The organism is Mesorhizobium sp. 131-2-1 (genome assembly GCF_016756535.1).
Taxonomy (GTDB): domain Bacteria; phylum Pseudomonadota; class Alphaproteobacteria; order Rhizobiales; family Rhizobiaceae; genus Mesorhizobium.
Genome location: NZ_AP023247.1, coordinates 535,471 through 552,322, shown reverse-complemented (window position 1 = coordinate 552,322; position 16,852 = coordinate 535,471). Strand labels below are relative to the sequence as shown.

At 65.0% G+C, this 16,852-nt stretch carries 19 protein-coding genes; 12 read left to right on the top strand and 7 right to left on the bottom strand.

The genetic code is table 11. The annotated features are described in order from the left end of the window. Nucleotides 1-77: 77 nt before the first annotated feature. Nucleotides 78-1,004 (bottom strand): DUF1003 domain-containing protein, encoded by a 927-nt coding sequence (locus JG743_RS02565; RefSeq protein ID WP_202297920.1) that lies wholly within the window; start codon nt 1,002-1,004, stop codon nt 78-80. A 311-nt stretch (nt 1,005-1,315) separates the two neighbouring features. Between JG743_RS02565 and JG743_RS02560 the strand changes: the two genes are divergently transcribed. Together JG743_RS02560 and JG743_RS02555 are read left to right on the top strand one after the other, a co-directional pair. After that, nucleotides 1,316-2,082, top strand: a protein-coding gene (locus tag JG743_RS02560) for an IS5 family transposase (protein ID WP_202292541.1) whose coding sequence is annotated in 2 segments (ribosomal slippage) — nt 1,316-1,651 and nt 1,654-2,082 — 765 coding nt in all. Because the reading frame shifts where the segments join, the coding sequence is not laid out codon by codon here. 187 nt (nt 2,083-2,269) lie between these two features. After that, a protein-coding gene (locus tag JG743_RS02555; RefSeq protein WP_202292541.1) for an IS5 family transposase occupies nt 2,270-3,036 on the top strand; the annotation gives its coding sequence in 2 pieces (ribosomal slippage) (nt 2,270-2,605 and nt 2,608-3,036; 765 coding nt in all). Nucleotides 3,037-3,122: 86 nt separating this feature from the next. Here JG743_RS02555 and JG743_RS02550 read toward each other — a convergent pair. Continuing rightward, nucleotides 3,123-4,028 carry a D-alanyl-D-alanine carboxypeptidase family protein gene (locus tag JG743_RS02550; protein ID WP_202297919.1) on the bottom strand — a complete coding sequence of 302 codons (906 nt, stop codon included), beginning with the start codon at nt 4,026-4,028 and terminating at the stop codon, nt 3,123-3,125. Nucleotides 4,029-4,542: 514 nt separating this feature from the next. On the opposite strand from JG743_RS02550, the gene JG743_RS02545 reads away from it, so the two are divergent. The 4 genes from JG743_RS02545 (at nt 4,543) to JG743_RS02530 (ending at nt 8,913) form a co-directional block, all read left to right on the top strand. After that, a complete protein-coding gene (locus JG743_RS02545; RefSeq protein WP_202297918.1) occupies nt 4,543-6,459 on the top strand; it encodes a methyl-accepting chemotaxis protein in 1,917 nt (638 codons plus the stop codon). 240 nt (nt 6,460-6,699) lie between these two features. Next, entirely contained in the window at nt 6,700-7,806 is a 1,107-nt protein-coding gene (locus JG743_RS02540; protein ID WP_202297914.1) for a hypothetical protein, read from the top strand. Nucleotides 7,807-7,887: 81 nt separating this feature from the next. Beyond that, nucleotides 7,888-8,508 (top strand): nucleoside triphosphate hydrolase, encoded by a 621-nt coding sequence (locus JG743_RS02535; RefSeq protein WP_202297913.1) that lies wholly within the window; start codon nt 7,888-7,890, stop codon nt 8,506-8,508. A gap of 84 nt (nt 8,509-8,592) precedes the next feature. After that, a complete protein-coding gene (locus JG743_RS02530; protein ID WP_202297912.1) occupies nt 8,593-8,913 on the top strand; it encodes a hypothetical protein in 321 nt (106 codons plus the stop codon). A gap of 43 nt (nt 8,914-8,956) precedes the next feature. On the opposite strand, the gene JG743_RS02525 is transcribed toward JG743_RS02530, so the two are convergent. The 3 genes from JG743_RS02525 to JG743_RS02515 all read right to left on the bottom strand — a co-directional run bounded on the left by JG743_RS02525 (nt 8,957) and on the right by JG743_RS02515 (nt 11,282). After that, the gene (locus tag JG743_RS02525) at nt 8,957-9,661 is read right to left on the bottom strand and encodes a glutathione S-transferase family protein (protein ID WP_202297911.1); all 705 of its coding nucleotides are present in this window, start codon (nt 9,659-9,661) and stop codon (nt 8,957-8,959) included. A gap of 153 nt (nt 9,662-9,814) precedes the next feature. After that, a complete protein-coding gene (locus JG743_RS02520) occupies nt 9,815-11,023 on the bottom strand; it encodes a beta-ketoacyl-[acyl-carrier-protein] synthase family protein (RefSeq protein WP_202297910.1) in 1,209 nt (402 codons plus the stop codon). A 4-nt stretch (nt 11,024-11,027) separates the two neighbouring features. After that, entirely contained in the window at nt 11,028-11,282 is a 255-nt protein-coding gene (locus JG743_RS02515) for an acyl carrier protein (protein WP_095491223.1), read from the bottom strand. Between the two features lie 203 nt (nt 11,283-11,485). Here JG743_RS02515 and JG743_RS02510 point away from each other — a divergent pair, with 203 nt between their 5' ends. From JG743_RS02510 to JG743_RS02490, 5 genes are read left to right on the top strand one after another with little or no spacing between them, the layout of a single operon-like run. Next, entirely contained in the window at nt 11,486-12,328 is an 843-nt protein-coding gene (locus JG743_RS02510) for an urease accessory protein UreD (protein WP_202297909.1), read from the top strand. Between the two features lie 28 nt (nt 12,329-12,356). Beyond that, nucleotides 12,357-12,659 (top strand): urease subunit gamma, encoded by a 303-nt coding sequence (locus tag JG743_RS02505; RefSeq protein WP_095805092.1) that lies wholly within the window; start codon nt 12,357-12,359, stop codon nt 12,657-12,659. A 9-nt stretch (nt 12,660-12,668) separates the two neighbouring features. Then, nucleotides 12,669-12,923 (top strand): DUF1272 domain-containing protein, encoded by a 255-nt coding sequence (locus tag JG743_RS02500; protein WP_202297907.1) that lies wholly within the window; start codon nt 12,669-12,671, stop codon nt 12,921-12,923. Nucleotides 12,924-12,946: 23 nt separating this feature from the next. Continuing rightward, the gene (locus tag JG743_RS02495; protein ID WP_202302399.1) at nt 12,947-13,540 is read left to right on the top strand and encodes a HupE/UreJ family protein; all 594 of its coding nucleotides are present in this window, start codon (nt 12,947-12,949) and stop codon (nt 13,538-13,540) included. 8 nt (nt 13,541-13,548) lie between these two features. After that, complete coding sequence (locus JG743_RS02490) at nt 13,549-13,854, top strand: urease subunit beta (protein WP_202297905.1); 306 nt, start codon at nt 13,549-13,551, stop codon at nt 13,852-13,854. Between the two features lie 44 nt (nt 13,855-13,898). Here the strand turns inward: JG743_RS02490 and JG743_RS02485 are convergent, their stop codons facing one another. Both JG743_RS02485 and JG743_RS02480 read right to left on the bottom strand, forming a co-directional pair. Next, the gene (locus JG743_RS02485; protein WP_202297897.1) at nt 13,899-14,390 is read right to left on the bottom strand and encodes a hypothetical protein; all 492 of its coding nucleotides are present in this window, start codon (nt 14,388-14,390) and stop codon (nt 13,899-13,901) included. A gap of 129 nt (nt 14,391-14,519) precedes the next feature. Continuing rightward, on the bottom strand, nt 14,520-14,891 hold the full coding sequence (locus JG743_RS02480; RefSeq protein ID WP_202297895.1) for a hypothetical protein: 372 nt from the start codon (nt 14,889-14,891) through the stop codon (nt 14,520-14,522). A 167-nt stretch (nt 14,892-15,058) separates the two neighbouring features. Here JG743_RS02480 and ureC point away from each other — a divergent pair, with 167 nt between their 5' ends. Continuing rightward, nucleotides 15,059-16,771, top strand: a complete 1,713-nt coding sequence (gene ureC, locus JG743_RS02475) for an urease subunit alpha (protein ID WP_446720884.1) — start codon at nt 15,059-15,061, stop codon at nt 16,769-16,771. The last annotated feature ends 81 nt before the right edge of the window (nt 16,772-16,852 follow it).

Here is a 16,852-nt window from a genome sequence, read left to right as displayed (position 1 = left end):
ACAGGCGCGGTTGTGCGTCCTTACGGCGTGTGCGGCCATCAAGTCCGCGATGTGAGCAAACTTGCCGCTCAATCCCCTCACGCCCCCGCCTCGCTCCTCGCCACCCTCCGCCGCACCCCTCTCGCCGCCCGCTTCGGCTTCTTCGCCCCGGTCAGCTCGTGCATCGCATCCAGCTGCATCTGCTGCATTTCCGCCAGCCGCTGCCATTGGCGCGAGATCAGATAGTCGAGCTTTTCGTGCAGGTGCCGCACTTCCAGCTCGGCCTTGAGGTTCACCCGGTAGTCGTTGAAGGAGCGCAGCCGGTCTTTTGCTTCCTGCCGCTTCTGGCTCATCATGATGATCGGCGCCTGGATGGCGGCAATGCAGGACAGCAGCAGGTTGAGCAGGATGAACGGGTAGGGGTCGAAAGCGCCGACCGCGCCCTCGAACAGATTTATGGCGATCCAGATCAGCAGCACTGCCGCGAACGAGATCAGGAACCACCAGCTGCCGCCGAACTCGGCCATATTGTCGGAGACGCGATCGGCGAACGACCTGTGCTCCTCGAACTCCTCTTCCGAGTTTTCCGAAATCGTGTCCTGCCTGGCGATCGATTCGACCACCTGGCGGTCGAGCTCCGAGAATTCGCCGTGCTCCTGCTGCAGCAATTCCTCCATGTAGCGCATGCGGTAGCGGGCGAGCTCCTCGCGGCTGATGCGGGCGCCGCGCGGCAGGTCCGGATGGTCGGCGCGGATGCGGTCGGAAAGGCTGGGCCTGAGGTCGTCGATGCGCACCAGGTCGCGCTTGCGGAATTTCCGGCCGCTGATCGCCGACGGTTTTTTCTTCGGCTTTACGCGCGCAGCCGCCCCGGGCAGAGCGGGCTCGGAATCCGGCACCTCCGGCGCTTCGAGGATCTCGTCCGCCGCCTCATGCAGGTCTTCCGGCAGGGTGGAAGCCTCGAGATATTCGCCGGCCGAGTGGTTCTCGTCGTCTTCCGTCTGATGCGCCTTGGGATCGCCGGCCATGGTCAGTGCTCCTGTTTCGGCTTTTGGGTACGATACGCCAAGCCGGCGCGGCATATCCATGGTGACTGTGAAGCTGGTGTGACCGAACAAGCTGTTGTGATTGGTGGGTCGGGGGGCTGCTCGGCAGCCAGACGGCTGAAGCGCTGTCGCTGACCGAGATTCCGGTGCGGTTGTGCGGTAAAGGGGAGCTGCCCTTCAGTTCGTCATCCTAGGGCGGAGCGACGCAAAGCGGAGCGCAGACCCTAGAGCGCGTACTCAACCCTTGCACGACGTTTGAAGCAGTGATTCAACGCCTTGATTTGGAGGCGATGATGGCACGCTACGATCTAAGCGAGACGGAATGGCAAATCGTGGAGCCGCTTCTGCCGCCGCACGGTTTGGGCAAGAAGCGGGTCGATGATCGGCGGGTGGTAAATGGCATATTTTACGTTTTGAGGACCGGATCGCCTTGGCGCGATCTGCCCGAACGGTATGGCCCCTACACCACGGTCTACAATCGCTTCAACCGCTGGGCCAAGAGAGGTGTCTGGTTGGCGATGTTTGAAGCCCTGGCGGCTAAGTCACCACAGTCTTTGCACTTAATCGACAGTTCGATAATCCGCGCTCACCAGCATGCCGCGGGCGGTAAAAAGGGGGTCCGGATAACGCCATTGGCCGTTCTCATGGCGGACTAAGCACCAAGGTTCATGCCCTTGTCGATCAGGATGGTCTGCCCATCCGTTTGCTTATCACCGAGGGCAAGGCATCCGATAAGACCATCGCCCCGCAGCTGATTGAAGGGTTGCCGCCGGCAAAGGCGCTTGTCGCTGACAAAGGCTACGACAGCTGGCCGTTAGTTGCTCTCATTGCCAGAACCGGTGGCTCGGCCAACATTCCAACCCGCCGTCACGTCAAGAATAAACGTGTGGTTCCGCCAGAGCTCTACCGGGAGCGCAACCGCATCGAACGCTTCTTCTGCAGGCTCAAGCAATTCCGCCGGGCCGCAACCCGCTTTGACAAGCTCGCACGCAACTACCTGGCCATCCTCAATCTCGCATCGCTCCGAATATGGCTGCGACACGTTGAGTCCACGCCCTAGGATCCATGCCGTTACGCCTGTCGAAAAATGACACGCTGCAGAAAAGAGGGACATCTACGCTGGCGTTCCGGTGCCAGTGTCTGCATCGCGGCATCGCTCATAGGTCACGGCATGGATCCTAGAGCGCGTACTCAACCCTTGCACGACGTTTGAAGCAGTGATTCAACGCCTTGATTTGGAGGCGATGATGGCACGCTACGATCTAAGCGAGACGGAATGGCAAATCGTGGAGCCGCTTCTGCCGCCGCACGGTTTGGGCAAGAAGCGGGTCGATGATCGGCGGGTGGTAAATGGCATATTTTACGTTTTGAGGACCGGATCGCCTTGGCGCGATCTGCCCGAACGGTATGGCCCCTACACCACGGTCTACAATCGCTTCAACCGCTGGGCCAAGAGAGGTGTCTGGTTGGCGATGTTTGAAGCCCTGGCGGCTAAGTCACCACAGTCTTTGCACTTAATCGACAGTTCGATAATCCGCGCTCACCAGCATGCCGCGGGCGGTAAAAAGGGGGTCCGGATAACGCCATTGGCCGTTCTCATGGCGGACTAAGCACCAAGGTTCATGCCCTTGTCGATCAGGATGGTCTGCCCATCCGTTTGCTTATCACCGAGGGCAAGGCATCCGATAAGACCATCGCCCCGCAGCTGATTGAAGGGTTGCCGCCGGCAAAGGCGCTTGTCGCTGACAAAGGCTACGACAGCTGGCCGTTAGTTGCTCTCATTGCCAGAACCGGTGGCTCGGCCAACATTCCAACCCGCCGTCACGTCAAGAATAAACGTGTGGTTCCGCCAGAGCTCTACCGGGAGCGCAACCGCATCGAACGCTTCTTCTGCAGGCTCAAGCAATTCCGCCGGGCCGCAACCCGCTTTGACAAGCTCGCACGCAACTACCTGGCCATCCTCAATCTCGCATCGCTCCGAATATGGCTGCGACACGTTGAGTCCACGCCCTAGGGTCTGCGCTGCGTCGCTTCGCTCCTGCTTTGCCCTAGGATGACGAAGCGTTGGGCGCCCTCCGCTCGACTGCAAAGCAAACCGGGCTACTGCGCCGGCAAACCAGGCTCCGGCAAACCGGGAAGCGGCGAACCAGTCGGCTGCTGCCCCGCGTACATCAGCCGCGTCTTGGTGTCCGCCGCCATCGGCGAGAGACTGCGCTGGATCAGCGCCTCGACATGGTCGTTGCGCTGGCGCGCGCTTTCAGCGCCCATCACCACCACGATCAGCTGGCGGCCGTCGGCGCTGTAGGAGGTGACGATGTTGTAGCCGGAGGCGCGGATATAGCCGGTCTTGATGCCGTCGACGCCGCGCACCCGGCCGAGCATGTCGTTATGGCCGCGCACCAGCCGGCCGCGGAACATGAAGTCGCTCTCGGAGAAATAGTGGAAATGCTGCGGGAAGCGGTTGCGCAGCGCCATGCCCAGCACCGCCATGTCGCGCGCCGTCGTCACCTGGCCGTCGTCGGGCAGGCCGCAGGCGTTGCGGAAATTGGTACTGGTCATGCCGAGTTGCCGCGCCTTGGCGGTCATCATGGCGGCGAACTGGTCCTCGCTGCCGCCACCGAGATATTCGCCGACCGCCACCGCCACGTCGTTCGCCGATTTCACCACCATTGCGCGGATGGCGGAATCGACATCGATCGTCTCGCCGCGCCGGAAGCGCAGTTTGGTCGGCGGCTGTGAGGCCGCATGATCGGAAACCGGGATCTGTGTCTCCTTGCTCACCCGGCCGCTCTCCAGCGCCTCGAACAGGAGATAGAGCGTCATCATCTTGGTCAGCGAGGCCGGATAGCGCTGCGCCGTCGAATTGACCTCGAACAGCTGCTTGCCGGTCTTGCCGTCGACGACGATCGCCGCATAGCGCTGCGGCTGCGCCGGCACCGCCAGCACGCTTTCCGGCGGCGCGGCGGTCGTGCAGCCCGCGACCAGCGCCAGCAAGGCGAACGCCATCGTGATCTTCTGGAGGAGCGGGAAAGTGTCGGACAGGCGCAAGTCGGATCCGGCTGTTGCTGAGAGGGCCGGACCCTAGCCTAAGCCGATTGCCGCGTCCAACTGGTTAACGGCGGTATTCCCAAGCGAAGTTGCTTCGATTTGAATTCTTGGCGCCGTCGGCGAAGCCGCTGATCTCCCCCCTTGCGGGGGAGATGCCCGGCAGGGCAGAGGGGGGTGCTGTCCCGCCGACCTGTCGCCACCATCGCCGCCGGCCAGTTCACGGGTGAAAGGGGCTTAAGTCGAAAGCTGGCGATCCTTCCCACCCCCCTCTGTCCTGCCGGACATCTCCCCCGCAAGGGGGGAGATCGGATGTCGCTTCGGCCTTCGCCAACCACCGACGCCGGAAGTCAGTCGGAGGGCGGCTTAGACCTCAGCACACCCACCCGCCCCGAAAACGCCCGTTTCCTATCCTGTTTTCCCCGCGGGGCCGCGCTGCTACCATGCGCGCGGCATTGGCTTGGGGGTTTTGACAATGACAGGTGACATCGGCGCCGCCGCGCCTTCTCTTATCCGGGCATCGCTCAGCCGTACCGGCAAATGGGCCGGAAGCGTCGCTTTCGTCAGCGGCGCCGTCTCCGACGTGCTCAACCCGCTCGGGCCGTTCGCTGCCTACATCGCGCTGGTCGCTTCCGTTGCGGCCGCGATCATTGCCATCGCCATCGTGCTGAAATTGGTGCTGGCAGCCAAGGCGATGCCGGCGCTGATCTTCGCCACCAGTGCGGCGGCCATTGCCGGCGGCGTCTACGCCGTCCAGCAGGAAACGAACTCGCAGAACGGCATCATCGCCAGCCTGGTGCCGGCGGTGGCCGAGCTGCAGCAGTCGCTGGGCATCGTCTCCGAAAAAGTGGCGAAGATCGAAAAGACCGTCACCGAGACGCAAAAGACGGTCGAAGAGGTCAAGAAGTCGACCGACGCGGTGGCGCAGACGACGCAAGAGATCGCGGCGGCTGAAAAACAGCAGACCGCGCAGGGCGCCGAGACCCAGAAGACCGTCGAGGCGGTCAAGCAGTCGACCGACACCGTTGCGCAGAAGACCGAGGAGATTGCGGCCGCTGAGAAGCAGCAGAGCGAGCAGGGGACGCAGACGCAGAAGGCGGTCGAGGCAGTGAAGCAGACCACCGACACGCTGGCCGCCGGCCAGCAGCAGGCGGCCGCACAGGCCGAGAAGCTGCAGGCGACGACCGAGCAGATCGCTGCCTCGATCGACACCATCGCCAAGGGATTTGCCGCGCTCGCCGCGCAAGGCGGGGCGATCGCCGACCCCAAGCGCCCGGACGAGTTCTATCACAATGCCCGCGTCTACGAATTGTCGGGCGACATGCTCAATGCGCGCCGCTCCTATCTCGCCTTCGCCAATTTCGATGTCGACGCCATCGATCCCTACACGCGCTTCGCCACGCTGCTTCGGGTCCAGGACGGCAGGGCCGGCGCCCGCGAGGTGTTCGGCCAGCTTGCCGACAAGGGCAAGGCGCCGGCGATCAAGCTCGTCCATCTCGAGCAGTTCGATGATGCCCAGCGCCTCGACAAGCTCAACGCCTTCATAGCGGCCCATCCCGACTACGCCCCGGCCTATTTCCTGCTGGCGCAGGAGTTTTCCGAGGATCGCCTCGGCAGCCAGTCGCTGTCCGACAAGCGCAACGAGGCCGAGGCGCTGACCAGGTTCGTCTCGTATGAGAAGGATGGCGGGCTGCTCAAATATTTCGTCGACCAGACGCAATTGGCCGACTGGCTGGAGCGCAGCCGCAGCCGGCTGGCGGCGGTCGGCGAGGTGCTCGACCCGCAGCGCTTCGCCCCGACGCTGACGCCGATGCGCTCCAATGCCGGCTGGACGATCACCATCTCGCTGCCCGAGGCGGCGACCGGCATTTCCTGGCGCCTCGGCGCAAGCGGGCCGTTTACCGACACCGGCCTGATGGCGATGAACGACCAGCGGACGGGCAAGCCGATGCCCAATCCGAGCTTCGAATTGCCGGACAGCACCACGGCCACGACGATCGGCATTAAATATCTCGACATCAGAGGCCGCGAGACCGGGCCGTTCGACATAAGTTTCGATCCGGACTCGGCCCTCCAGCAGGGCGACAAGCAGATCCTCGACCAGTTCTGGACCTCGTGGATCGCCTTCGATTCCGGCGGCAACCACGGCCTGGTCTATTTCACCCAGATGCTGTCCTACCGCTGCGCCATCAAGGAGCTGCACTACGGCCTGAATGGCGCAGCACCCGACAAGGAGATCAAGATGCCGCCCTGCGACAAGAAGGATCCCTACGCCATCCCCTACGACTACCAGCCCTATTTCAAGGTCGCCGACAATGTGAAGTCGATGTCGGTGCAGGTGACCTATACCGACGGCACCAAGTCGCCGGTCAGGGAGTATAGAAGGCAGTAGGGTTTGGCCCACCCTCCCCCTTGTGGGGAGGGTCGATCCGCGTAGCGGATCGGGGAGGGGGTCAAGGGAATCTTTGTCGGACCCCCACCCCGCCGATCGATCTCCGCTTCGCTCCGACCGCTCGTCGACCCTCCCCACAAGGGGGAGGGTGGGAGTTGATGCAAATTGCCTGCCGCCCCGCTTGCGCATCGGGCATCGGGCGGGCTTTGCTGGCGCCAAAGATTCGCGAGGGTGACAGGGATGGATACGGTCACGATCAAGGCTAAGGGCATTTCGGTCTCGCTCGACCTTGCGGTCGGCCACATCGCCGACATGACCGTCGAAGCCGAGGGCCGCCGCTTGCAGCCGCTGCATCGCGCGCCCTGGGTCGGCGCGCCGCGCGAGAGCCTGCCGCAAGACCTGCCCGAGGGCACGGTGCGGCTTTCCGGCGATTTCCTCTGCGCACCGTTTTCGCGCGCCGATGTCGAGGAAGCGCCGCTGCATGGCTGGCCGGCCAACAGCGCCTGGGACCTCGTCGAGGACAGCGCCATCGCCGATGGCTGGCGCGCCAGCTTCCGGCTGCGCCGCAAGGTCATGGGTGCCGCCGTCGACAAGGTGCTGACGCTGCGCGACGGCCACCCCTTCCTCTATCAGGAGCATGTCTTCTCCGGCGGCGCCGGCGCCATTTCCGTCGCCCACCATCCGATGACGGTGATGCGCGGCGGCGGGTCTCTCGCCTTCTCGCCGAAGCGCTACGCGGCGACGCCGGCCGACCCGCTGGAGCCCGACCCGGCGCGCGGCCGTTTCCTGCTCGCCTATCCCGGGCGCTCGGCCGATCTCCGGCATTTCCCGACCGCCGCCGGCGGCACCGCCGATCTCACCGACTACCGCATGGCGGACAGGCGCGAGGATTTCCTGACGCTGGTCGAGGCCGATCATGGCGGGCCCGGCTGGACGGCATTGACCCGCCATGCCGAGCAGGACCTGGTGCTGGTGCTGAAGAACCCGGCCGAATTGCCCATCACCATGCTCTGGTTCAGCAATGGCGGCCGTGACTATGCGCCGTGGAGCGGCCGCCATCTCGGCGTGCTCGGCATCGAGGACGGCCGCGCCGCGGTCGGCCACGCCGCCTCGCTCGGCGACAACTGGCTGAAGCGCGAAGGCGTCGCCACCGCCTTTGCGCTGGCCGAAGGCCGCAGCGTGTCCTTCCGGCACGTAATCGGCGCCGTCCCCTTCTCCGGCGGCGAGCCGCCGCGCGATATCGAGACCGCCCACGACCGAATGCTCATTACCGGCGCCGGTGCCACCGTTCGGGAGGTCGCTTTCGACGGCGATTTCCTGCGCCTCGGCCGTTCCGTTCCAGCCTAGCATCAGGCATCCTCTGCGGGTTTGAAATTTCCGCCGACTGCCGCCAAGATGCGGCCGAAAATCGCTACCGGAAAGGCGCCGATGTCCGAGATCGCCCATATCACAGCCGCCATCTTCAAGCGCGCCGGCAAGGCCAAGCGCTTCATCGTCGCCATCGCCGGCCCGCCCGGCGCCGGCAAGTCGACGCTGTCCGGCAGGCTGCATGAGCTGTTGCCGGAAGGCGCTTCCGAAGTCGTGCCAATGGACGGCTTCCACTTTGACGACATCGTTCTCAACCGCCGTGGCCTACGCTCGCGCAAGGGCGCGCCGGAAACCTTCGATTTCGCCGGCTTCGAGACGCTTCTGAAGCGCGTCCGTTCGGGCGAACCGGACATTGCCATTCCCGTGTTCGACCGCAGCATGGAACTGTCGCGCGCCGCAGCCGAAATCATCAGCGCCGACACCAAGTTCATCCTAGTCGAGGGCAATTATCTGCTGCTCGACGAGGAGCCGTGGTCGCGGCTGGCGCCCCTGTTCGACTTCACCATCTTCGTCGACGTGCCGCGCAACGAGCTCGAACGCCGCCTGATGGAGCGCTGGCGTGGTCATGGCCGCACCGACGAGGATGCCCGCGCCTGGATCGCCTCAAACGACATGCCCAACATCGACCGCGTGCTGGCGCGGCGGCGGGTGGCCGATCTCGTCATCGGCGAACCGGCATAATTTGCCGCAATTTCAAAGGGGAACCTTAAGACTTTCCGGTCGTTATGCCGACACCCCGATTGTGTCGTGTGAAGGACCCGTCCGATGGCAACCAAGACAAGAAAACCCGTCAAGGGCAAGGCTGTTTTGGCCAAGGCCACCCAGGCGAAGGCTGGCGCTGGCCCGGCGATAGCCGAGCGCTCCAAGGACGCCAAGCCGGCGTTCGGCAAGGCGGCGCCGAAGAAAGTGGTGCCGGGCGCGATGCACAAGGTCGCCGCGAAGGCCGCCAAGCCTCATAAGCAGGCGGCGAGCAAATCCGGCCCGATCCGCACCGTGGCAAGCATTGCAACCGGAGCCGTGGTCGCCACCGCCCGGCTTGCCGCCTCGATGCTTGGCAGGGGCGGCGCCAAAGCCAAGGCCAAATAGCAGGGCCTAGATAACCGGCGGAGATCCGTGCGGGCTTGCCGGATCAGCCCTTGGCGGGGATGGTGAGCCCCTTCTGCACCGCCGGCCGCGCCAGTCCGCGCTCCAGCCATGCCGCCACGATCGGAAAGTCGTCGAAGCCGACGAGCTCGCGCGCTTCATAGAAGCCAATCAGGTTGCGCACCCAGCCGAGCATCGAGATGTCGGCGATGGTGTAATCGTCGTCCATGATCCAGCTGCGGCCCTTTAGCCTGGTTTCGAGCACGCCGATCAGCCGCCGCGATTCGTCGCGGTAGCGCTCCAGCGGCCGCTTGTCGGCGATCTCGCGCCCAGCGAACTTGTTGAAGAAGCCGACCTGGCCGAAGATCGGCCCGATCGCCGCCATCTGGAAGAACACCCACTGGATCGTCTCGTAGCGCCGCACGGGGTCGGCGGGGATCAGCTTGCCGGTCTTGTCGGCAAGGTAAAGCAGGATGGCACCGGATTCGAACAGGCCGATCGGCTTTCCGCCGGGGCCGTTCGGATCGATCATCGCCGGTATCTTGCCGTTGGGGTTGAGCGACAGGAATTCCGGCGTCCAGCTCTCGTTCTTGCCGATATTCACCGGATGCGGCTCGTAGGGCAGGCCGATTTCCTCCAGCGCGATCGATATTTTCACGCCATTGGGCGTCGGCCATGAATAGAGCTGGATGCGGTCGGGATGCTTGGCCGGCCAGCGCGTGGCGATCGGAAAGGCGGACAGGTCGGTCATCGAAAGCTCCTGGACGGGGAATGCACGCTGAACGGCGCGAGTAGTGGCGGGTCGCCAAGAGTTAGGCGCGCGGTTCGCCTCGATCAATATGCCGGCCACGGTTTCGCGGGCACGGATCGTCAGCGAAAAATGAGCCGGCGGGTATCGGCGCGGTCAGACCGCCTTGAACGCCAGCACCGCATTGGTGCCGCCAAAGGCGAAGCCGTTGCTGATCGCGGTGCGCACTTTGCGTTCGCGCGCGACGTTCGGCGTCACGTCGAGATCGCAATCGGGGTCCGCTTCGCGGAAATTCGCGGTCGGCGGCACGATGCCTTCGCGGATCGCCATGACGCAGGCGATCATCTCCAGCCCGCCCGAAGCGCCCAGGCAATGCGCATGCATCGACTTGGTCGAGGAGATGGAAAGCGCGTGCGCGTGCTCGCCGAAGACGCGCTTGATCGCCGCCGTCTCGATCTGATCGTTGGCCTTGGTGCCGGTGCCATGCGCGTTGAGATAGTCGACATCCTCCGGATTGAGGCCGGCATCGGCAAGGCAGAAGCGCATCGCCGCTTCCGGCCCTTCGACGGTCGGCGCCACGATGTCGGAGGCGTCGGCGGAGAGACCGGCGCCGGCGATTTCGGCAAGGATGGTGGCGCCGCGCGCCATCGCATGGTCATAGCATTCCAGAACCGCCATGCCGGCGCCTTCGCCAAGCACCAGGCCCTGGCGGTCGGCCGAGAACGGCCGGCAAGTCTCGGGCGACAGCACGCGCAGTGCCTCCCAGCCCTTCAGCACGCCCCAGACCAGCGGCGCGTCGGTGCCGCCGGCGACCATGACGTCGGCGCGGCCGAGCCGGATCTGGTCGACGGCCGAGGCGATGGCGTGGTTGGCCGACGAGCAGGCCGAGGTGACGCCGAAGACCGGCCCGCGCAGGCCGAGATTCATGCTGACCTGGCCCGAGGCGGCGCCCGGCATCACCTTCGGCACCGTGAAGATGCCGGCGCGGTTCTTCTTGTCGATCAGGATGGCGCGGTAGTTCTCCTCGATCGCCTCGAAGCCGCAGACGCCGACACCGACGATCGTGCCCATCCGGTAAGTATTGTCGGCATGCGTGGCCAGTCCGGATTGCTGCATGGCTTCGCGTGCCGCGATCACCGCCAGAAGGCTGAAGCGATCCATCGATACGAGCTGCTTGCGGTCGATGCCGTGCTCGGGCAGCTCCTTGATCTCGCAGCCGATCTTGACCTTCAGGTCGTGCAGCAGCGGATTGTCGATCGCACCGATTGCCGAGCGGCCGGCGCGCATTTCGCTCCAGATGGCGGAGGCATTGGTGCCAAGACCGCAGAGTCCGCCGATGCCGGTAATGACGACGCGCTTCAGCATGCGGTCAGGCTTTTTTCGCAATCAGCGCGCGAACCGCCTCGACCATGTCGCCGACATTCTTCAGATTGCTCCAGGCATCGACCGTGTTCATCTCGATCTCGATGCCGTACTGTTCCTCGAGATCGAAGATGATCTCGGTCAGTTCCAGCGAATGGATGCCCAGCGAGGTCAATTCGGTGCTGGTGGTGATTTCCTCGCCGCCGGGCTCGGCATGAGCCTTGATCTTCGCGATGATGTCCGTCGCCAGCTGATCAGCCATTCGGTCTCTTCCCCAAACTCTGTCGTTTCCCGACGCCAATCGATCAGCGCCCCGTTGTCCCCGGATACGCGTCTTTGTTGTCGCTTCATGCCTCGCCGGGCGTGCATGACCGTTCCAAGGTGGCTCCCTCTATAGAAACCGAAACGCTGTCAAGCAACAAGCTATATATCGACAAAGCCGCCGGAGTGCTTAACGTTGGCGGCATGGGCATTGTGACAACTCTCCCGACGCCAGCGCCGGCCGCACAGCGTGTTGCCGGCACAGCCAGGCTTTTCTGCGGCAGGAAGGACGGCCGGTCCCGGCTTGCGCGCCTTTATCAGGATGGGTCGGCCAAGATCCGCATGCCGGCCGTATCGGCGGATCCGCTTGAAGCCGTGCTGATCAACACCGCCGGCGGCCTGACCGGCGGTGACCGCCTCGCCTGGCAGGTGGAAGTCGGCCCCGGCGCCTCGGCTTCGATCACCACACAGGCCTGCGAAAAGATCTACCGCGCCGCCTCCGACCGCGCCGAAATGCGCGTGAAGCTCGATGTCGGCGCGGGTGCGCGCCTCGCCTGGCTGCCGCAGGAAACCATCGTCTTCGACCGGGCTGCCTTTGCCCGCGAGCTCGACGTCGAGCTTGCCGCCGGCGCCGAGGCGCTGTTGCTCGAGGCCACCGTCTTCGGCCGCCTGGCCATGGGCGAAAGGACGACGGACGGCAATTTCCACGACCGCTGGCGTGTCCGCCAGGACGGCGCTCTCGTTCACGCCGAGGATTTCCGCATCGGGCCCGATATCGCCGCCGCGCTTGGCCGTCCGGCCGTCGCCGGCGGCGCCGTCGCGATCGCGACGCTGCTGCTGGTCTCGCCGCGGGCCGAGGCCTTTCTCGATCCGGCGCGCGCCATCATCGGCGATGCGGGCGGCGTCAGCGTCTGGACTGTCAACCGATCTGGCAAGCTTCTTGCGAGGCTGTTCGCCGAGGACGGCTACCGGCTCCGCAAGCGGCTGGTTCCGCTCGTGGAATTGCTCAATGGGCGGGCGGGCCTGCCCAAATTGTGGTCACTCTGAGTCCGAATACGCCAATCCGGGAAGACGCATGAACCTGACGCCGAGGGAAAAGGACAAGCTGCTCATCGCCATGGCGGCGATCGTGGCGCGCAAGCGGCTGGAACGCGGCGTCAAGCTCAATCACCCGGAAGCGATCGCGCTGATCACCGATTTCGTCGTCGAAGGCGCCCGCGACGGCCGCCCGGTCGCCGAGCTGATGGAGGCCGGCGCCCATGTCGTCACCCGCGCGCAGGTGATGGACGGCATCGCCGAGATGATCCACGACGTGCAGGTGGAGGCGACATTTCCCGACGGCACCAAGCTGGTGACCGTGCACGAACCGATCCGGTGAGGCAGGAAAATGCTGGAGCTGCGCCCGAACTGCGAATGCTGCGACAAGGACCTGCCGCCGGAGGCGACGGACGCGCTGATCTGCACCTTCGAATGCACCTTCTGCGCGGATTGCGCTGAGAACGTGCTTGGCGGCGTTTGCCCGAACTGCGGCGGCAATTTCTCGCCGCGTCCGATCCGGCCGGCGGCGATGCTGAAGAAGTACCCGGCTTCCACCAAACGCGTGCTCAAGGCCGAGGGCTGCGGCCCCCGCAAGGCCGCCTGACGATCCACAGAGAAGGCATGACGATGATATCAGCTTCGACGAAACGCACCATGCTGGCCACCATCCTGCTGCTGGCAGCGGCGATGCCCGCCTATGCCCATGTCGGCGTCGGCACGACCTCTTCCTTCGCGGCCGGCTTCATGCATCCGCTGTCCGGCCTCGACCATATGACGGTGATGATCGCGGTCGGCCTCTGGGCGGCGCTCAAGGGCGGCAAGGCGATATGGGCGTGGCCGCTGGCCTTCGTCGGCGTCATGCTGGTAGGCGGCGCGCTCGGCATGCTGAATGTGCCGGTGCCCTTGGTCGAGCCGGGCATTCTTGCCTCGGTCGTGGCGCTTGGCCTGCTGGTCGCGCTGGCTGTCGACCTGCCTGTCGCGGCCGGTGTCGCCATCATCGGCCTGTTCGCGCTCTTCCATGGCCACGCCCATGGCACGGAAGTGCCCGAAAATGCGGGCGGGCTGGACTATATGGCTGGCTTTGCCGTCGCCACCGCGCTGCTTCATGCCACCGGTATCGCTGCGGCGCTCGGCCTCGGTGCGCGCTTTCGCGGCCTTGCCCGCGCCGCCGGCGCCGCTTGCGCGGCGGTCGGCCCCGGCCTCGTCTTCGGCGTGCTGTGAGGTTCGCGATGATCCCCGGCGAAATCATAACCGCCAAAGGCGATATCGAACTCAACAAGGGCCTGCCGACGGTGACGCTGAAAGTCGCCAACAGCGGCGACCGGCCGATCCAGGTCGGCAGCCACTATCATTTCTTCGAGACCAATGAAGGGCTGAAATTCGACCGCGAGGCCGCCAGGGGCATGCGCCTCGACATCGCCGCCGGCACTGCGATCCGCTTCGAGCCGGGGCAGGAGCGCGACGTCACGCTGGTGCCGCTCGGGGGAAAACGCGAAGTCTACGGCTTCCAGCAGAAGGTGATGGGCAAGCTGTGACGCCAATGGCGCCTGGAGCTGTCGGTCCATCCCGCGCCTTCGGCTCAGCCCGGCGGCTTGGCCGCCGCATAGATGACGACCTTTCCCGGATCGTCGAACGCGACGGCGACAACGTCCTCGGCCTGCACGCGCCGCGAGTCGATGGCGTTGAACAGCAGCGCGTTGGCTTCGATCTCCTTGCGCAGCTCCGCGATATCGTCGCGGTGTTGCTCGATCTTGCTCTCGATCGCCGGCGGCGGGCCGCCTTCGCTGCGCGCCGCGTCGGTGAGGAACACAATGTCGACCTTGTCGAGCTTGGAGGTCTTGCGCACCATGCCGATGTTCTCGCGGGTCCGGTCGATCGCGCTGGCAACCTTCCCGGCCTCGGCGGTGGTCCTGGCTTCTTCCAGCTTGACCTGCGAGCTGACGATCCGGTCGACCGTCTCGCTCGATTCGAGCTCTTGCGCGTTAAGCCCGGCAAGGGGAGCGGTCGCCAGGACAAGCGCCATCGTGGCGGCGTATCGCAGCGTCGTAGCGGAATAGGGGTTCATCGCCATCGCTCGCTCCTGAGGGGGATCGCTTCGGGACGCGGTGCAGCGCGAAAAGAACGAAACGGTTCCCGCCCGGCGATGGTTCCCTCTTCGGTGCCGTGGGCGGGCCAGGTGCCGGCCCGCCACGGCACGGCGTCAGCTCGCTTTCTTGGTGATCAGCGTCAGCGCGCCGGCGGTGTTCATGCTGGCGGCGACCACTTGCGCCGAAGTGAGCCCCTTGGCTTGCAGCGCCGACTTCACCTTGGGCGTCGCGTCGATCGAGCTGCGCAGTTTCTGCAGGCCGGCTTCGCCGCGCTGGGCGATCACCTGGTTGACCTGCGTCTGGGTGTCCTTGGGCAGCTCCGTGATGTCGACGATATTGACGCTCTGGATCGTCGGCACGGCCGGCTGCGCGCTGGGCGCGGCGGGAGCGGTCGGCGGCTGGGTCGGCGCCGGCTGTTGCTGGGCATGGGCTGCGCTCGCCAGTGCCAGGCCGGCTGCTGCTGCAAGAAGTGTCGTTTTGCGCATGGAGATTCCTTCCATCGATTTGGCAAACGGTCGTTTCGGGGTGACTCGCCCACCTCAACCGCCAAATGGGAACACAAGGTGTCGCCAGGCGGGTCATTGCGTGACCATAGGATGGCGCCAATGTGGAGCCCGCCATCGACCAAGCCGCTTTTCGGGAGCAAATGCTGATGGCTAGAATTACCCGCGCCGCCTATGCGCAGATGTACGGCCCCACGGTCGGCGACAAGGTGCGGCTCGCCGACACCGAACTGATCATCGAGGTCGAGAAGGATTTTACCCTCCATGGCGAGGAGGTGAAGTTCGGCGGCGGTAAGGTCATCCGCGACGGCATGGGCCAGAGCCAGGTGTCGCGCGCGCAGGGCGCGGTCGATACCGTCATCACCAACGCCCTGGTGATCGACGCCTCCGCCGGCATCTTCAAGGCCGATATCGGCCTCAGGGACGGCCGCATCGCGGCAATCGGCAAGGCCGGTAATCCGGACATGCAGGACGGCGTCACCATCATCATCGGCCCCGGCACCGAGATTATCGCCGGCGAAGGCAAGATCCTCACCGCCGGCGGCTTCGACGCGCATATCCACTTCATCTGCCCGCAGCAGATCGAGGAAGCGCTGATGAGCGGCATCACCACCATGCTCGGCGGCGGCACCGGTCCGGCGCATGGCACCTTGGCCACCACCTGCACGCCGGGACCGTGGCACATGGCGCGCATGATCCAGTCCTTCGACGCCTTCCCGATGAACATCGGCCTCTCCGGCAAGGGCAACGCCTCGCTGCCGGCGGGGCTGGAAGAGATGGTGCTTGCCGGCGCCTGCTCGCTGAAGCTGCACGAGGACTGGGGCACGACGCCGGCCGCCATCGACTGCTGCCTGTCGGTCGCCGACGCCTATGACGTGCAGGTGATGATCCACACCGACACGTTGAACGAGTCGGGCTTCGTCGAGAACACCGTCGCTGCCATTAAGGGCCGCACCATTCATGCCTTCCACACCGAGGGCGCCGGCGGCGGCCATGCGCCCGACATCATCAAGGTCTGCGGCCTGCCCAACGTCATCCCGTCCTCGACCAACCCGACAAGGCCCTACACGGTCAACACGCTGGCCGAGCATCTCGACATGCTGATGGTCTGCCATCATTTGTCGCCGTCGATCCCCGAGGACATCGCCTTTGCCGAAAGCCGCATCCGCAAGGAAACCATCGCGGCCGAGGACATCCTGCACGACCTCGGCGCCTTCTCGATCATCTCGTCCGACAGCCAGGCCATGGGCCGCGTCGGCGAGGTGGCGATCCGCTGCTGGCAGACGGCAGACAAGATGAAGCGGCAGCGTGGCGCGTTGCCTGAAGAGACCGGCGACAACGACAATTTCCGCGTTCGCCGCTACATCGCCAAATACACCATCAATCCGGCCATCGCCCACGGCCTGTCGAAGGAGATCGGCTCGGTGGCGGTCGGAAAACGCGCCGATCTGGTGCTGTGGAACCCGGCTTTCTTCGGCGTCAAGCCGGAGATGGTGCTGGTCGGCGGCTCGATCGCCGCCGCGCCGATGGGCGATCCCAACGCCTCGATCCCGACGCCGCAGCCGATGCACTACCGGCCGATGTTCGGCGCCTTCGGCAAGGCGCTGACCAACTCCTCGGTGACCTTCGTCTCGAAGGCCGCGCTCGATGCCGGCCTGCAAGAGAGGCTCGGCGTCGACAAGGCGATGGTCGCGGTCGAGAACACGCGCGGCGGCATCGGCAAGCACTCCATGGTGCTCAACGACGCCACGCCTCATGTCGAGGTCGATCCCGAGACCTATGAGGTGCGCGCCGACGGCGAGCTTTTGACCTGCGAGCCGGCGACCGTGCTGCCGATGGCGCAAAGGTATTTCCTGTTCTGACCCCGGCAGTTCGATCGACCGGGCAAAATGCGTTGCGGCGGGCACCCGGACGCCGCAATATGCGGCGCATGAAAAGCCGCA

What these genes read in the sequence shown, in the direction of transcription:
- JG743_RS02565 (WP_202297920.1), bottom strand. Translation starts at nt 1,004, where the DNA reads ATGGCCGGCGATCCCAAGGCGCATCAGACGGAAGACGACGAGAACCAC.
- JG743_RS02550 (WP_202297919.1), bottom strand. Translation starts at nt 4,028, where the DNA reads ATGGCGTTCGCCTTGCTGGCGCTGGTCGCGGGCTGCACGACCGCCGCG.
- JG743_RS02545 (WP_202297918.1), top strand. Translation starts at nt 4,543, where the DNA reads ATGACAGGTGACATCGGCGCCGCCGCGCCTTCTCTTATCCGGGCATCG.
- JG743_RS02540 (WP_202297914.1), top strand. Translation starts at nt 6,700, where the DNA reads ATGGATACGGTCACGATCAAGGCTAAGGGCATTTCGGTCTCGCTCGAC.
- JG743_RS02535 (WP_202297913.1), top strand. Translation starts at nt 7,888, where the DNA reads ATGTCCGAGATCGCCCATATCACAGCCGCCATCTTCAAGCGCGCCGGC.
- JG743_RS02530 (WP_202297912.1), top strand. Translation starts at nt 8,593, where the DNA reads ATGGCAACCAAGACAAGAAAACCCGTCAAGGGCAAGGCTGTTTTGGCC.
- JG743_RS02525 (WP_202297911.1), bottom strand. Translation starts at nt 9,661, where the DNA reads ATGACCGACCTGTCCGCCTTTCCGATCGCCACGCGCTGGCCGGCCAAG.
- JG743_RS02520 (WP_202297910.1), bottom strand. Translation starts at nt 11,023, where the DNA reads ATGCTGAAGCGCGTCGTCATTACCGGCATCGGCGGACTCTGCGGTCTT.
- JG743_RS02515 (WP_095491223.1), bottom strand. Translation starts at nt 11,282, where the DNA reads ATGGCTGATCAGCTGGCGACGGACATCATCGCGAAGATCAAGGCTCAT.
- JG743_RS02510 (WP_202297909.1), top strand. Translation starts at nt 11,486, where the DNA reads ATGGGCATTGTGACAACTCTCCCGACGCCAGCGCCGGCCGCACAGCGT.
- JG743_RS02505 (WP_095805092.1), top strand. Translation starts at nt 12,357, where the DNA reads ATGAACCTGACGCCGAGGGAAAAGGACAAGCTGCTCATCGCCATGGCG.
- JG743_RS02500 (WP_202297907.1), top strand. Translation starts at nt 12,669, where the DNA reads ATGCTGGAGCTGCGCCCGAACTGCGAATGCTGCGACAAGGACCTGCCG.
- JG743_RS02495 (WP_202302399.1), top strand. Translation starts at nt 12,947, where the DNA reads ATGATATCAGCTTCGACGAAACGCACCATGCTGGCCACCATCCTGCTG.
- JG743_RS02490 (WP_202297905.1), top strand. Translation starts at nt 13,549, where the DNA reads ATGATCCCCGGCGAAATCATAACCGCCAAAGGCGATATCGAACTCAAC.
- JG743_RS02485 (WP_202297897.1), bottom strand. Translation starts at nt 14,390, where the DNA reads ATGGCGATGAACCCCTATTCCGCTACGACGCTGCGATACGCCGCCACG.
- JG743_RS02480 (WP_202297895.1), bottom strand. Translation starts at nt 14,891, where the DNA reads ATGCGCAAAACGACACTTCTTGCAGCAGCAGCCGGCCTGGCACTGGCG.
- ureC (WP_446720884.1), top strand. Translation starts at nt 15,059, where the DNA reads ATGGCTAGAATTACCCGCGCCGCCTATGCGCAGATGTACGGCCCCACG.